This window comes from Dolichospermum sp. FACHB-1250, assembly GCF_014696335.1.
GTDB classification, from domain to species: domain Bacteria; phylum Cyanobacteriota; class Cyanobacteriia; order Cyanobacteriales; family Nostocaceae; genus Dolichospermum; species Dolichospermum planctonicum.
In genome coordinates this window covers 62,555-76,946 of the sequence record NZ_JACJPZ010000009.1, presented here as the reverse complement: position 1 = coordinate 76,946, position 14,392 = coordinate 62,555, and the positions used below count along the sequence as shown (strand labels likewise).

The window sequence follows — 14,392 nt, the reverse complement described above, 5'->3', positions numbered from 1 at the left end:
ATTTTTGATTTTGTTACCCTTGCAAATTGTCGTTATTGGTGGTGGGGCTGCGGGATTTTTCGGTGCGATCGCTTGTGCTGAAGCTAATCCCCAAGCTCATGTTACTTTAATTGAAGCCAGTCGTCAACCCTTGGCGAAAGTGCTAATTTCCGGTGGAGGTCGTTGTAATGTTACTCATGCTTGTTTTGAACCACAGCGTTTAGTCCAGAATTACCCTAGAGGTGGTAAAGCCTTATTAGGTGCATTTACCCGCTTTCAACCTTTAGATACTATTGCCTGGTTTGCGGCTCATGGGGTAAACTTAAAAACTGAAGCCGATGGCCGAATGTTCCCCATTACAGATCGAGCGGAAACTATTGCGGAATGTTTGATTAAAGCTGCTTTTGCGGCTAAAATAGAAATCTGCATTGGTACACCTGTAACTGTTGTCACTCGCAAAAATGACAGTTTTGAAATTCTCCTCAAATCGGGAGAAAGTAAAAAATGCGATCGCTTACTTTTGGCTACAGGTAGTAGTTTAGCTGGGTATAAAATCGCTAGGGAATTAGGTCATGAAATTGAACCTCCTGTACCCTCTCTTTTTACCCTGAATATTGCAGATAGTCAATTACGGGAATTAGCAGGAATTAGCGTTAATTCTGTAAATTTACGGTTATCCCTTCCAGGTAAAACCCAATTACAACAAACAGGACCCTTATTAATTACCCATTGGGGTGTAAGTGGTCCAGCAGTGTTGAAACTGTCCGCTTGGAGTGCGAGGATTCTCCATGACCACCGCTATCAATGTCAATTATTAATCAATTGGTTGCCGGAATTATCACAGGAGGAAGTGAGAGAAAAACTTTTAAATGTAAAATCGACATGGGGAAAAAAAGCGATCGCCTTACATCGTGGTGTAGAATTACCTCATCGTCTTTGGCAATATCTGATTAACCGTGTCAATATTACCACAGAAGATCGTTGGGCAGCCATATCTAATAAAACTTTAAATCAGCTAGTCCAGGAAATATCTCAGGGAGAATACGCAATTAAAGGTAAAGGTGTATTTAAAGAAGAATTTGTCACTTGTGGAGGTATCAACCTCAAAGAAGTTAACTTTAAAACAATGGAAAGTAAATTAGTACCGGGCTTGCATTTTGCGGGGGAAATATTAGATATTGATGGCATCACTGGTGGCTTTAACTTCCAAAGTGCTTGGACAACCGCATATTTAGCTGGTCAGTCCATGATCAAAACAACACAAGACAATTAACCTATTTCTGGCTTTGGGCTTTTGCGTGAGACAAAAATCTGTAGAAATTTTTAGTAAATAATTATGAAATTAAGTAAAATCATCAGCCAACTTGGCCAAGCTGTTAAAGCCGAAAGCCTGACTATACAACCAGATCAGGATTTAGAAATTACTGGAGTTGCTGCCATAGATGAAGCTAAATCTGGTACTTTGAGTTATGTAGAAGGGACAAAATTCGCGTCTTTGATTGATTCTACCGGTGCAAGTGCTTTGATTTTACCAGAAGATGAAAAATTGCAAATCCAAGCAACGGCCAGGGGTATTGCATGGTTAACAACTACAGAACCACGCTTACTATTTGCCAAAGCGATCGCTCTATTCTATCAACCATACCATCCTAGTGCAGAAATTCATCCTACCGCAGTTATTCACCCTACAGCCCACATCGGGAATAATGTTTATATTGGTCCTCATGTCGTCATTTCTCAAGGTGTGGAAATTGGCAATTTGGCCATAATTCACCCCAATGTCGTTATTTATCCAGAAGTGAAAATAGGCAATCATACCATCCTACACGCTAATTGTACCATTCATGAACGAAGTTTAATTGGTGCAGATTGCGTCATTCATAGCGGCGCTGTCATTGGTGCAGAAGGCTTTGGTTTTGTTCCTACCCCCACAGGTTGGTTAAAAATGGAACAATCTGGTTATACTGTTTTAGAGGATGGAGTCGAAGTAGGTTGTAATACAGCCATAGACCGTCCCGCAGTGGGAGAAACGAGAATTGGTAAAAATACCAAAATTGATAATTTAGTCCAGATAGGACATGGTAGTAAAATCGGGGCTGGTTGCGCCATAGCAGGTCAAGCAGGTATGGCTGGAGGTGTAAAAGTTGGAAATGGGGTAATTTTAGCTGGACAAGTGGGAATTGCCAATCAGGTAAAAATTGGAGACAGAGCCATAGCTTCGGCTCAAAGTGGTGTCCACAAAGACGTAGCACCGGGGGAAATTGTTTCTGGTACTCCAGCGGTATCCCACAAAATATACCTGAAAGCATCGGCAATTTATAGCCGATTACCGGAAATATATCAATTTTGTCAACGATTACAACGAAAATTAGGTAATGGGTAAGAATTTTCGAGAATTTTAAATTCCGCCGTGAGGTATAGTTATTTTAAGAATTTTTTCAGTAGACTCAAACTATGAAAAAGCTGATTAATCGGCCAGAAAACTTCGTCCGGGAAAGTCTCCAGGGCATGATGTTAGCACATAGGGATTTAATTAAAATCAACTATGAGCCGACATTTGTTTATAGAGCCGACGCTCCCATACAGGGAAAGGTAGCTATTATCTCTGGAGGTGGTAGTGGTCACGAACCCATGCACAGCGGCTTTGTTGGTCAAGGAATGCTAGATGCTGCTTGTCCTGGAGAGATTTTTACCTCACCCACCCCTGACCAAATGTTAGCAGCCTCAACACAGGTAGATGGTGGCGCTGGTATTCTTTATATTGTTAAAAATTATAGCGGTGATGTGATGAACTTTGAAATGGCTATAGAATTAGCTCATAGTCAAGGTATCCGCACTGCCAATATTTTAATTGATGATGATATAGCTGTTAAAGATAGTCTTTATACTCAAGGCCGACGGGGTGTAGGCACAACAGTATTAGCAGAAAAAATTTGTGGAGCAGCAGCAGCAGAAGGATATAATTTACATCAATTGGCAGATTTGTGTAGAAAAGTGAATGTCAATGGTAGAAGTATGGGTATAGCTTTGAGTTCCTGTACAGTTCCTGAAAGAGGAACACCTACTTTTATTTTAGGTGACGATGAAATAGAATTAGGAATTGGTATTCATGGAGAACCAGGAAGAGAACGAGTTCCCCGGAAATCAGGTGATGAAATTACGGAGATTTTAGTAAATTCTCTTATTAGAGATACAAATTATAGTCGGATAGTCCGGGAGTGGGATGATAAAATTGGCTGGGTAGATTTGGAACTATTAAATAAACCATTGCAAAAAGGCGATCGCCTCTTGGCTTATGTTAATAGTATGGGTGGGACTTCCATTGCGGAACTCTATCTCGTCTATCGTCAACTCGCAGAAATCTGTGAATTGGAAGGACTGCAAATCGTGCGAAATCTAATTGGACCCTACATGACATCATTAGATATGCAAGGTTGCTCCATCACACTGCTAAAATTGGATGATGAGATGATCCGTCTTTGGGATAGACCAGTCAAAACGCCAAGTTTACGCTGGGGGGTTTAAAATGGTTACTCAGGTGCAAATCATCGCCTGGTTACAAGTGTTTGCTCATGTAATTGAGCATCATAAGGAGCAGTTGACAGAATTAGATGCAGCCATAGGTGATGCTGATCACGGTATTAATATGGATCGTGGGTTTAAAAAAATTACCAATATTTTACCCAGTTTTGCCGATCAAGATATTAGCAGTATTTTGAAAACTGTGGGTATGACCTTAATTTCTAGTATTGGTGGTGCCAGTGGTCCATTGTATGGAACTTGGTTTTTAAGAGCCAGTAAAGTCACAAATGGGAAAAAAGAATTAACAGCAGCGGATCTGCTGGAATTACTAAAATCTGGTTTAGATGGTGTAATTGAGCGTGGTAAGGCACAGTTGGGAGATAAAACAATGGTGGATGTATTATCTCCTGCTGTTACAGCTTTTGAACAGGCAATCAGAGATAACTCAAATACTGTTGTCGCTTTAGAGGCATCTGTCACAGCGGCAGAACAGGGATTAAAACAGACTATACCGATGTTAGCAAAAAAGGGTAGAGCGAGTTATTTAGGCGATCGCAGTATCGGACATCAAGATCCCGGTGGTACTTCCGCTTACTGGATGTTGCGGAGTTTATTGGAAGTGGTAGAAGGTTCTGAGGATTAATAGACTGGGAATTAATTCCCAGTCTCATAGCGAAGGTCTAATTTAACTAGGTGGGACAATAGGATCATCATCATCCCCTGCGTAATTAGTAAGGGATGACGAAATTCTGTATAATAATCGTGATTGCACTTGTATAGTTCTGAAGGTATCATCTTCTCTGTTGACTTTCGCAACCTGGGAAGCCAAGATTCCGCGATCATCAAGATTAGTCATTAACTGTTGGCAAACCATAGTAACCTCTTTTTTTGTCCTTACATAAAAAAGTATCTATGACGGCCATTTGATTGTCATCACTAAGTTACTTCAGTGATAAAGTTAATAAAGTTAATAAAGTTAATGCAAATTAAGATACAATCCAGAATATTCTGTGGAGGGAGAACTGGACTATGGATGAACTGGTCATACTATTAAAAGATTGGGTGCAGCGCTTAAAAGGAATAGATCTAAATTTAGATCCTTGTGAAGAAGCAATTTTAAAATATTCTTTGGCAGGAAAATCTTACAGCAAGATGAGTGATGATATTCCGAATTACGAATTAAGCACTATAGCGAATATAAAAGCCCCCAAATTATTCAAACGCTTGCGGGAAGTCACAGACACAGATATTAACAAAAAGAATTGCAAGTTAGTTTTAACACAACTTTTAGAACAAAATAATCAAGAAGTTATAGCAGGAAAAAATAACCATCTTTCAAAGATATTACATAGATCACATCTAAATTTACATGAAGCACCAGATTTCGGTGATTTCTATGGACGTTCTCAAGAACTGAGTGATTTACAAAGATTGATAGTCACAGAAAACAGTCGTGTGGTGGGGGTTTTGGGGATGAGCAAGATTGGTAAAACCGCACTGGTAAGAGAGTTAGTTGAAAATATTTACAGGCATTTTGATTATGTCATTTGGAAGAGTCTTGAGTATTCCCCCGGGTTGGAAGAGATTTTGACTGAGATAGAACGTTATTTCCCAGCCCACAATCCAGAAACAAATATAAATAATAGAATTAGTCATCTAATTAATCACTTAAATCAGCATCGTTGTTTGCTAATTTTTGATAAATGGGAAGCAGTAACAGGAAATGGTGAAGCATCGGCACAACAACAAGAAAATTACTCTAATTATGAAAAATTTTTGTCAAAAGTTGGGGAATCAAAACATAAAAGCTGCTTGATTTTTATGAGTATACACAAACCTAGTATCATGGATTTACTTCTGAACAGAAAAAATATTAATGAGTTGTCATTATCTGGATTAAAAAATCAAGAAGCCAAAGCTCTATTGACAAACTTGGGACTTTTTGAACCCGGAATTCAAGCACTGATTAAATGCTGCCAAGGACATCCGTTAGCTTTGAATTTGGCCGCTGAAATGATTAAAAATATCCATAATGGTCAAATTCCTAAATTCCTAGAAGGAACAATTTTTATGCACGATGTCATGCTTGGTATATTAGATAAACAATTTTCTTATTTGTTAAATTTAGAAAGAAATATTATCAAAAAATTAGCTGCTGAACCAGAACCAAAATTAACGCATCAAATATTTAAATATTTTCCCTCTATCCCTCAAGCAGAAATTACTCAAGCTGTCAATAAGTTATGGCAAATTCGTTTAATCGAAAAGGGAGAAATACAAGAATCTGAAGCCCTTTGGATTCTAAATCCTTTAATTAAAAAATATATAAAAAGACGTTATCACTAAAAGGCTAAGTTCAATGAGAAATTTCCGCATAAAAATTCGTAAAGGCTCAATCTTGATCAAAGGATTATCATTAATTTTGCTGATCGGTTTTGTTGCTTGGGGATATTGGATTATTAACCCAAGATTTATTCAACAGATAGTAGAGATATTAGATATTACTCCCACTTGGTGCAAAAATTTTGAATTAAATGATAATTTCTCCTGTGGAGAAGAAAGTCTTTTCACTCAAGAAAAATTCCCATTTTTTTTAGAAGGTAAATTTCAACAAGCTGTTGATTTTTTTACTAATGAGAGAAAAAAAGATCAAAATAACCCGGAAACTTTGATCTACCTGAATAATGCCAAATTGATGCAGAAAGGCAGAAAAAGTTACACCATTGCTGTCGTTATTCCTATTAATCAGGATGCTCGAGATTTCGCAGAATCTATTTTAAGAGGTGTTGCACAAGTTCAAGAAGATTTTAACCAAAATACTAATTATCCCGGTCTAAAAATCGTTATTGTTAATGATGCAAATGATCCTAAAACAGTTAATGACTTAGCTCAACGTCTGCTATCTAAAGATGACATAGTGGCAGTTATGGGACATTATACATCCGAACTCACTAAAGAAGCTTTACCTGTTTATCAACACCAGGAAGTTGTTGTTATTTCTGCATCTGCTACAGCTTTACGCGAAACTATTTTAGACGGTAAGAAATATCCCAAAAATTTCTTCTTTCGGACTGTTTCTAGTGTTAAGGTTCAGACTCCCATGTTAATTGAGAAATTGCAATTATCCCAATTAAATACTGGAGAAAAAGTAGCTATTTTTTACACACCAACTAGCACTTATAGTAAATCTGCCTTTGAAGAATTTCGTAATCAATTGGGTGCAAATAAGATCATTGAAAGAGATATATCTATCTCTACTTTTATTGCTAATAATACCTTAAATGACGTTAAGAAACAAGGAGCTAAGGCACTTATTCTCATTCCTGATGGTCGGGTAAATTCTAACAGTATTAAAAACACTTTAAGCTTAATTGATGTTAATCAAGATCAACTACCAATGGCAGGTCAATCGGTTCTCTATGATACTCAAATACTCAATCGAAAAAATATTGTTAAAAAGCTTTTGCTCATCACTCATTGGCATCGTTTAACCAGTCCTAATCAGGAGATGCTTCGCACAGCTAAAGAAGTTTGGGGAACAAGTTCTATAAATGATAAAACCGCAATGTCCTATGATGCTACCTTGGTTTTAACAAAGGCTCTAGAAAAGGTGTCTATAAAAGATCCTTTGCAAAAACAACGATTGGATATACGGGAGCAATTAACCACCTTAAAAGTGACGGGAGGAGCTTCAGGAACTATTTCTTTTGATGACAATGGAGATAGGAAAGAAAACATTTCCCAAATCATCCGTGTTGTCTCTACCGAATGTTCAACCTTTGGGGCTACTTTTGTGCCGATTAACTATAATAAAGCTATAGATTGTCTATAAAATGATAAACTATGAAAATAAACAAGAGAGAAAAACTATGATTGAGCCAGGAGATTTTATCAGCGGTCGTTATTATATTATTCAAGAACTAGGAGACGGAGGTTTTGCTAAGACATTTGAAGCAGATGATTGCGTGAATGGTGATCATAAAGTCATCAAGATTTTAAATTTGGATTACTCCAGTAATCCCAAAATCCTGAAACTATTTGAACAGGAATATAGGGTATTAAGTAATTTAAATCATCCCGGAATACCCAAGGTAGAAATTGATGGATATCTTAAATTTTCATGTCCTCACACTCAAGAAATTTTACATGGTTTAGTCATGGAGAAAATCGAGGGGCAGGATTTGGGCAAATGGCTGAGATTAAATCAAAAAATTGCCAATGAAGCACAAGCTATTGATTGGTTAAAACAATTGACTGATATCTTAGATCATGTTCATAGTCAGAATTATGTGCATCGAGATATTAAACCAGATAACATCATGTTAAAACCTAATGGTCAATTAGTCTTGATTGACTTTGGCATTGTTAAAGAATCTATCCAAAAAACTCAAAGACAAACTATAGCCAATACAATAATTGGAACACTAGGCTATTCTTCACCAGAACAACGACAAGGAACATGGGAATTAAACTATAAATCCGATTTTTTTTCTTTGGGTCGTACTTTTGTTCACTTGCTAACAGCAATTTTTCCCGGCGATCAAAATTTAAAACCAAATTTACTATTTGAGAATGAAGAGTTATTATGGCGAGATCAAGCCATAGGATTTTCCGAACAATTCAAAAATCTCATTGATAATTTAATGGAGTATAACCCCAAAGAAAGACCTAAAAATACCCAAGAAATTTTGTGGTTAATCAAAAAACTTGAAGATAAAAAGCCATTTCCCCCACCAATTGTGTTTTTAAGCTTTACTCTCAATTTCGTTTTTTTGACTTTACTAGCTATGGGAGTTACATTAACTGTAGGGTGGAAAGTTTTATTCCTCGTGATTATCTGTGGGATTGGTGGTTTTTTGGTTACACCTTTGATTAAATATCTTTTTTAAAGATAATTTGCCCAAAATATCTCTCAAAATCCGTAAGTCCGATTAAAGTATGATCAAATATTGAAAACTCTCATGACATGGACTCCCCTTCACGCTAAAATACAGCGTACCATCCACCGCCGTCATCTATTTGAGCGCGACCAACGGCTATTAGTCGCAGTTTCTGGTGGACAAGATTCTTTATGTTTAATTAAATTATTATTAGATATACAACCTAAATGGGCATGGAATTTAGCTATAGCCCATTGTGATCATTGTTGGCGCGAAGATTCCCAGGACAATGCTGATCATGTGGAAAATTTAGCACAAAGTTGGCATATACCCTTTTATCTAGAAACAGCCCATGAACCTGTTAATAGTGAAGCTACAGCCAGAAATTGGCGATATCAAGCTTTAACTAAAATTGCCCAAACTCATCATTATCAATATATAATCACCGGACATACCGCCAGCGATCGCGCAGAAACCCTATTATATAATTTAATTCGTGGTACTGGTGCCGATGGTTTACAAGCTTTAACTTGGCAACGGCCACTAACTGATCATATTATCTTAGTCCGTCCATTGTTAGAAATTACCCGCTCCCAAACCGAGCAGTTTTGTCAAGATTTTAATTTACCCATTTGGGAAGATAGCACCAATCAAAATTTACAATATCCGCGCAACCGCATTCGCCAAGAATTGATACCATACTTAAAGGTAAATTTCCACCCCCAAGTAGAGACAAATTTAGCCCAAACAGCGGAACTGCTTCAAGCTGAGGTAGAATATCTAGAACAGACAGCCCATCATTGGCGGCTAGAAGCCTCAGTAAAGGGTGAGAAACAGGATTTACAGCTAAATCGTCAGATTTTAAAAACATTACCTTTAGCGCTGCAACGTCGGGTAATGCGTCAGGTACTTCAAAATATATTAACTGAGTCCCCCAACTTTGAACACATTGAGAAGTTAGTAGCTTTAATCACAGCCCCCAATCGTTCCCAAACAGACCCTTTTCCCGGTGGTGTGACAGCCATCGTACAAGGAAACTGGATTTGCATTATTGACGAAACTAGGAAAATATAAATAATAAATAATATATTCCTGTATTTCCGTATTATTGTGCCTGTAATTAGTTTTTAGATGGGAGTGGGGGGACTTGAACCCCCACGACCGTTTAAGGTCAACGGATTTTCATTCTCTTGCAGTTTTCACTACTACTCAGTTGCTCAAGCAATTCTAAGTTTTGAGAATTGGACTCTCTCTTTACCCTCGTCTTGACGTTAGGGTAGCTCCCGTCGAGTCTCTGCACCTTCCCATAGTCTTTAACTTGAGAACTTTTCATCTCAAATTTTAGATTTTCCGGGCTTGGCTCAGGATTGCCATATCTATAAACCAAATTTAGGTTACGAGATTTAGGTTTCCCTGAGTTTGAGAGCTTCCACTTGAAAGGTTTCCCTCTCAAGGCTCAATTCCTTAAGTCCGTAGCGTCTACCATTCCGCCACACTCCCGAAGGGTTTTTAGTTTTTTGTGCAGTTTTTCGCCTGCTTGTCTGTTATACCACTAATTACTTTTTTTTGGCAAGTAGATTTTGAAAAAAATTTCTAAAAAATTTAGTTTTTATTTTTCTAACTTGAATATTTGGGACTTGGCCCCAAACAAAACAGAAAGTTAGGCTTTTACTTGCTCAAGTTTCCAGTTTAATGGCTACATCCCATTATATCATAAATTTAAAATTTTGAGCAAATTAAATTTTCCCGCATCAATAAGTAAAAATTAATACACTAAATTGCTAATTACTGATTCCCTTAATCCCGGCATTCAGCGTATTATGAAGTGAATACACCAAATATAGTTTTCTCAAATTGCGGTAAGGAATATGGTTGTAGCACTACTGTATCTGAGTTTGGCTGGCGCTTATCTGCTAGTGATACCAATTGCTGTCTTTTTCTACTTGAGTTTAAGATGGTATACGGCTGGTTCTGTGGAACGGGTGTTTATGTACTTTTTGGTGTTTTTCTTCTTTCCGGGTTTACTCGTTCTCTCACCATTTGTAAATTTGAACCCCCGTCCGCGCAAAATTGCTTAAATAAAGATTTGGTAGGTCATAAAACTCATGCGACGTATTGACGCGATTGGTATTGGTTTCGGCGTTTTCGTAGCCGGTGGTTTGGCTTATGTGGGTTTGCAGCTAGTAGGTTTAGATAGTCAAAATGCTGGGATCTGGAGCCAGGTATTCTTGATAGCGGGTCTAATTGGCTGGTTATGCACCTATATTTTCCGAGCGATGGGGAATAAAATGACCTACCATCAACAACGAGAGGCTTATGAAACAGCTTTTTTGCAAAAGCGTCTTGATGAACTTTCTCCTGAAGAATTAGCCAAACTACAGGCGAAAATTGAACAAGAAAAAGAATCTCAGGTTTAAGGTTATCATTGTTCAGTTGTCAGTTGTTTCTTTATGTTTCTTTATAAATAACCACTGACCACTGACCACTGACTACTGACTACTGACTAGGTGAAATGACTGCTATTTCTCGTTGCTTTGAAAGTTTGAGACGGAATCAGGAGTGCGCTTTGATTCCCTTTATTACCGCTGGTGATCCAGATTTAGAAACTACAGCTAAAGCTTTGCAGGTTCTAGATCGTTCTGGTGCTGATATGATTGAGTTAGGTGTACCCTATTCTGATCCTTTGGCCGATGGTCCAGTGATTCAAGCCGCTGCTACTCGTGCCTTGCAACGGGGAACAACCCTAGAGCGGGTATTAGAAATGCTTAAATATATTAGCCCAAGCTTGCGATCGCCGATTATCTTATTTACCTATTACAATCCGATTTTACATCGAGGTATTGATAAATTTCTCCAGCAAGTTCAGGAGGCGGGAGTAGCGGGGTTAGTAGTTCCTGATTTGCCTCTAGAAGAGTCAGCAGGGCTAATAAAACCTGCCGCCCAGAGGGGGATAGATTTAATCCTATTGGTAGCTCCTACCAGTGATCATGAGCGGATAAAAGCGATCGCTCGTGCTTCCGGGGGCTTCATCTATTTGGTAAGTGTTACTGGTGTCACCGGTATGCGAACCCAGATGCAAGGACGGGTTTTTGATTTACTCCAAGAAATTCGTCATGTTACAGATAAACCCATTGGTGTGGGTTTTGGTATTTCCGAACCTGAACAAGCGCGGCAAGTAAAGGAATGGGGCGCAGATGCAGCAATTGTGGGTAGTGCTGTGGTCAAGCGACTAGCAGAAGGAACACCAGAACAGGGACTAGAGGCCATTGGTCAGTTTTGCCAAAGTCTCAAGACAGCCCTCAACAATCCCATTTAAACAAAAATAAAAACAGTGTATTTTTTTGTGATTTTCTACTGGACAATTTGACTGTAATAGCGTTAAATAATAACAGCATATATTAGAATAGACCAAAAACTAACTGATACACTGTTTTAAAACTTGAGTTTTACATATAATACGAAGTAGGTAAAAATTATGGGTGTGAGAGTACATCGGTTACATAAGAGTTACTGTTTAGTAGCATTCGGAGGATAACAGCAATGAGTGAAAGTATGGCATTTATTGGCGGAGTTGCTGTAGCTGGGTTAGCGGCTCTAGTCTTGCTTAAAGGGACAAATACCCCCATATCATCAAATTTTGCTGTCAGTCCACAAATGCCAGGAACGGTAATGGCACCCCAGGTAATGCAGCCTTCTGTGCAGTATCCGCCTAATTACGGACAACCAGTATATCCTAATCAACCGCCAACTGCCCCCACTTCTGATCAGCGTCTAGAAATGGAAAAGCAGAAGATGCAGATTGAGAAGTTTAAAAGTGACTATGAACAACTAAAGTTACAAAACCAACAACTCCAACAACAACTGCAAAGTGCTACTCAACAACAATGGCAAGCCCAATTAGCTAGTCAACAACAAAAAATAGCCGCGCTACCACAACCGGAGCAAAATGATTGGCGAAATTCCCCCATGCTTTGGGCTGTGGGCGGTGCAACATTAACCATTGGTGGGGGTATTGTGGTGGCTGGGGTATTGTCCTTATTTGCGCCAAAACAGCGTCCTGTGCGTACTGTCCAAGTAATTCATCCTTACAATGGATCTACACCGCCTTTAGCACCTGTTCGTCGCGCTGAGTTTTTGCCTTCTTCGCGTATGGAAGCAAGAAGGGTAGAAACCGCAGAATACGACGAAATGCAGTAATAGAGGGCAAACAGCAGAAATTATAAGAATGTAGAGGCGTTCCCAGGAAAGTCTCTACAATATCATTAATGTCTGTACCAATATTGGCAACTGCTGTATTCCTAATTTTTTAGTTAAGTAGGTGAACGGAAAAAAACCGACATAAGTAACGAAAAGTAAAGTTGCCCAAAACCTGTACCCTTTACCCTGTACCCTGTCACCTGTCAACTGTCACCTGTCACCTGTCACCTGTACCCTTGTCATAACGACTAGATGATTCTGCTCGCACTTTTCTGGTTTGTTCGAGTATTTTGTCTATATCTTCTTGGGATAAACGTTGAATGTAGTTAATTTTAACTTCTTCTAAAAAGTCATTTAGCAAACTTTGAATTTCTACTAAAACTTGCTTTTGCTGAATTTCTGAAGTGAATGAAGTTGTAAATTTTTCTATTAGCTGAGTAGAAAGTTGTGCCGCCATAGGATCTTTAATAGTATTAGATAAAGCACCATAGATATTATTAGTAATTTGGGTAGCTATTTGTTCACTAATTTGTGTTTGAGCTTTACCTAATCCTGGTAACATGAGAATGTTATTATAGCCAGGTAATTGCTGACAAGCAATTTGAATACTATAGACTAAAATAGCATTTACTTCCGGTTGGATTTTTGGTAATACTTGATTAACCAGTGTTTTAATTAATAATCCTGTCATTGCTTCTACTTCATTGATATTATTGATATCTATGTAAGAACGCACATTTTCTGATTCTAATATCCAGCGTGTAATCTCACCTCGTTGAATTGAACCTTGAACTTGATTAATTACTTGAACTACGACAATTTCTGTAATTTCTTCCGCAAAATTAGCCAGAATACCTTGATGAATTTGTCTTCTGACTAAGTGAAAATCAACCAGCTTTGTTTGATCAAGTCGCACTGTCACTGGAATAACTCGTAACCAGCGCCAAATTGGTATTATTAATAATAAATCATACCAACGCCAGAGAATTGCTTCTAACCAACTTAAATGACTATATCTACGTTTTATAAAAAAAGTCCGTCCGCATAATTCTATAGTAAATAGAACCACAAAAGGTAAATCAATTTTCCAAAAATTATTCAGAAATTCCCCATTTTCATCAATTTTACGATAATAGTTGATCGCAATTCCCGGGCTAATTCTCTCGCGGAAAAAATCTATTTCTTGATTCCAATCATGTTTAGATAAATATTCCTGACTCCAAAAAGTATTAAATGCAGCTTTTGCAGATTTTTCTCCGATATGTTCCCGCATTCGGTTTTTAATTTTTTCCAGAGTTCCACTTTTTCCTGCTCCAGCAAAAGGATTAGTTTCAATCATCTCTTGACTAAGAAAACGGAGGTTTTCTAACTTAGTTTTGACTGGCAATGAGTTTAACCCTGTTTGAGTTATCTGTGCTTCTAATTCCTCTACTGCTTGTAAATATTGTTTGGTATCACGATGAGATTCAATACCTTTAATGGGGTCATAAAATCGAGTAATTCCAGGAAGTCTGCGGAAGTAAAAATCTCGCCAGGGTACGTAACTTAAATCCAATAAAACTAATATTAAGTTCAAACTGGCGGTAATGGCCATTAATCTTTCAAACCAGAGGTTTCTTGGCTGGTAAATTCTTAATTTGTTCATCATTTTTTATATATAGTTTTTATATATAGTAAATTCTGAGTTTATGGCATACAATAACATCAGTTTGAAAACTAATTTTCTAGCTGTTGTCTATTTATAATAATACCATAATTCTTCCTCAATGCAGATAATTTTGACTATCCTCACTGGTAATTTACCTAACTTTTAA

General features: G+C 37.9%; 13 protein-coding genes. 12 read left to right on the top strand and 1 reads right to left on the bottom strand.

Features of this window, described 5'->3' with window-relative positions:
* The first annotated feature begins 10 nt into the window (after positions 1 to 10).
* From H6F39_RS05040 to H6F39_RS04985, 12 genes are all read left to right on the top strand, one after another.
* Positions 11 to 1,252 (top strand): NAD(P)/FAD-dependent oxidoreductase, encoded by a 1,242-nt coding sequence (locus H6F39_RS05040; protein WP_137907370.1) that lies wholly within the window; start codon positions 11 to 13, stop codon positions 1,250 to 1,252.
* A 63-nt stretch (positions 1,253 to 1,315) separates the two neighbouring features.
* On the top strand, positions 1,316 to 2,362 hold the full coding sequence (gene lpxD, locus H6F39_RS05035; protein WP_190372505.1) for a UDP-3-O-(3-hydroxymyristoyl)glucosamine N-acyltransferase: 1,047 nt from the start codon (positions 1,316 to 1,318) through the stop codon (positions 2,360 to 2,362).
* Between the two features lie 71 nt (positions 2,363 to 2,433).
* A complete protein-coding gene (dhaK, locus tag H6F39_RS05030; RefSeq protein WP_137907345.1) occupies positions 2,434 to 3,504 on the top strand; it encodes a dihydroxyacetone kinase subunit DhaK in 1,071 nt (356 codons plus the stop codon).
* Position 3,505: 1 nt separating this feature from the next.
* The gene (gene dhaL / locus H6F39_RS05025) at positions 3,506 to 4,144 is read left to right on the top strand and encodes a dihydroxyacetone kinase subunit DhaL (protein ID WP_137907344.1); all 639 of its coding nucleotides are present in this window, start codon (positions 3,506 to 3,508) and stop codon (positions 4,142 to 4,144) included.
* Between the two features lie 386 nt (positions 4,145 to 4,530).
* Positions 4,531 to 5,847, top strand: a complete 1,317-nt coding sequence (locus H6F39_RS05020; protein ID WP_137907342.1) for an NB-ARC domain-containing protein — start codon at positions 4,531 to 4,533, stop codon at positions 5,845 to 5,847.
* 13 nt (positions 5,848 to 5,860) lie between these two features.
* Complete coding sequence (locus tag H6F39_RS05015; protein ID WP_190396322.1) at positions 5,861 to 7,333, top strand: ABC transporter substrate-binding protein; 1,473 nt, start codon at positions 5,861 to 5,863, stop codon at positions 7,331 to 7,333.
* 1 nt (position 7,334) lies between these two features.
* On the top strand, positions 7,335 to 8,390 hold the full coding sequence (locus H6F39_RS05010; protein ID WP_137907340.1) for a serine/threonine-protein kinase: 1,056 nt from the start codon (positions 7,335 to 7,337) through the stop codon (positions 8,388 to 8,390).
* Between the two features lie 72 nt (positions 8,391 to 8,462).
* Positions 8,463 to 9,455 (top strand): tRNA lysidine(34) synthetase TilS, encoded by a 993-nt coding sequence (gene tilS / locus H6F39_RS05005; protein WP_190396321.1) that lies wholly within the window; start codon positions 8,463 to 8,465, stop codon positions 9,453 to 9,455.
* Between the two features lie 794 nt (positions 9,456 to 10,249).
* Positions 10,250 to 10,459 (top strand): NAD(P)H-quinone oxidoreductase subunit L, encoded by a 210-nt coding sequence (ndhL, locus tag H6F39_RS05000; RefSeq protein WP_137907338.1) that lies wholly within the window; start codon positions 10,250 to 10,252, stop codon positions 10,457 to 10,459.
* 27 nt (positions 10,460 to 10,486) lie between these two features.
* On the top strand, positions 10,487 to 10,798 hold the full coding sequence (locus tag H6F39_RS04995) for a DUF3007 family protein (protein ID WP_137907337.1): 312 nt from the start codon (positions 10,487 to 10,489) through the stop codon (positions 10,796 to 10,798).
* Positions 10,799 to 10,893: 95 nt separating this feature from the next.
* Positions 10,894 to 11,697: a tryptophan synthase subunit alpha gene (trpA, locus tag H6F39_RS04990; protein WP_137907336.1), complete on the top strand. Its 804-nt coding sequence runs from the start codon at positions 10,894 to 10,896 to the stop codon at positions 11,695 to 11,697.
* Positions 11,698 to 11,921: 224 nt separating this feature from the next.
* Positions 11,922 to 12,578 carry a heterocyst differentiation related protein gene (locus tag H6F39_RS04985; protein WP_137907335.1) on the top strand — a complete coding sequence of 219 codons (657 nt, stop codon included), beginning with the start codon at positions 11,922 to 11,924 and terminating at the stop codon, positions 12,576 to 12,578.
* Between the two features lie 217 nt (positions 12,579 to 12,795).
* Here the strand turns inward: H6F39_RS04985 and H6F39_RS04980 are convergent, their stop codons facing one another.
* On the bottom strand, positions 12,796 to 14,223 hold the full coding sequence (locus tag H6F39_RS04980; RefSeq protein ID WP_137907369.1) for a hypothetical protein: 1,428 nt from the start codon (positions 14,221 to 14,223) through the stop codon (positions 12,796 to 12,798).
* Between the last annotated feature and the right edge of the window lie 169 nt (positions 14,224 to 14,392).

Bases quoted from the DNA above. Each gene is read 5' to 3' on its own strand.
- trpA (WP_137907336.1), top strand. From the start codon at position 10,894: ATGACTGCTATTTCTCGTTGCTTTGAAAGTTTGAGACGGAATCAGGAG.
- H6F39_RS05020 (WP_137907342.1), top strand. From the start codon at position 4,531: ATGGATGAACTGGTCATACTATTAAAAGATTGGGTGCAGCGCTTAAAA.
- dhaL (WP_137907344.1), top strand. From the start codon at position 3,506: ATGGTTACTCAGGTGCAAATCATCGCCTGGTTACAAGTGTTTGCTCAT.
- H6F39_RS05010 (WP_137907340.1), top strand. From the start codon at position 7,335: ATGATAAACTATGAAAATAAACAAGAGAGAAAAACTATGATTGAGCCA.
- H6F39_RS05015 (WP_190396322.1), top strand. From the start codon at position 5,861: ATGAGAAATTTCCGCATAAAAATTCGTAAAGGCTCAATCTTGATCAAA.
- lpxD (WP_190372505.1), top strand. From the start codon at position 1,316: ATGAAATTAAGTAAAATCATCAGCCAACTTGGCCAAGCTGTTAAAGCC.
- tilS (WP_190396321.1), top strand. From the start codon at position 8,463: ATGACATGGACTCCCCTTCACGCTAAAATACAGCGTACCATCCACCGC.
- H6F39_RS04985 (WP_137907335.1), top strand. From the start codon at position 11,922: ATGAGTGAAAGTATGGCATTTATTGGCGGAGTTGCTGTAGCTGGGTTA.
- dhaK (WP_137907345.1), top strand. From the start codon at position 2,434: ATGAAAAAGCTGATTAATCGGCCAGAAAACTTCGTCCGGGAAAGTCTC.
- H6F39_RS04995 (WP_137907337.1), top strand. From the start codon at position 10,487: ATGCGACGTATTGACGCGATTGGTATTGGTTTCGGCGTTTTCGTAGCC.
- ndhL (WP_137907338.1), top strand. From the start codon at position 10,250: ATGGTTGTAGCACTACTGTATCTGAGTTTGGCTGGCGCTTATCTGCTA.
- H6F39_RS04980 (WP_137907369.1), bottom strand. From the start codon at position 14,223: ATGAACAAATTAAGAATTTACCAGCCAAGAAACCTCTGGTTTGAAAGA.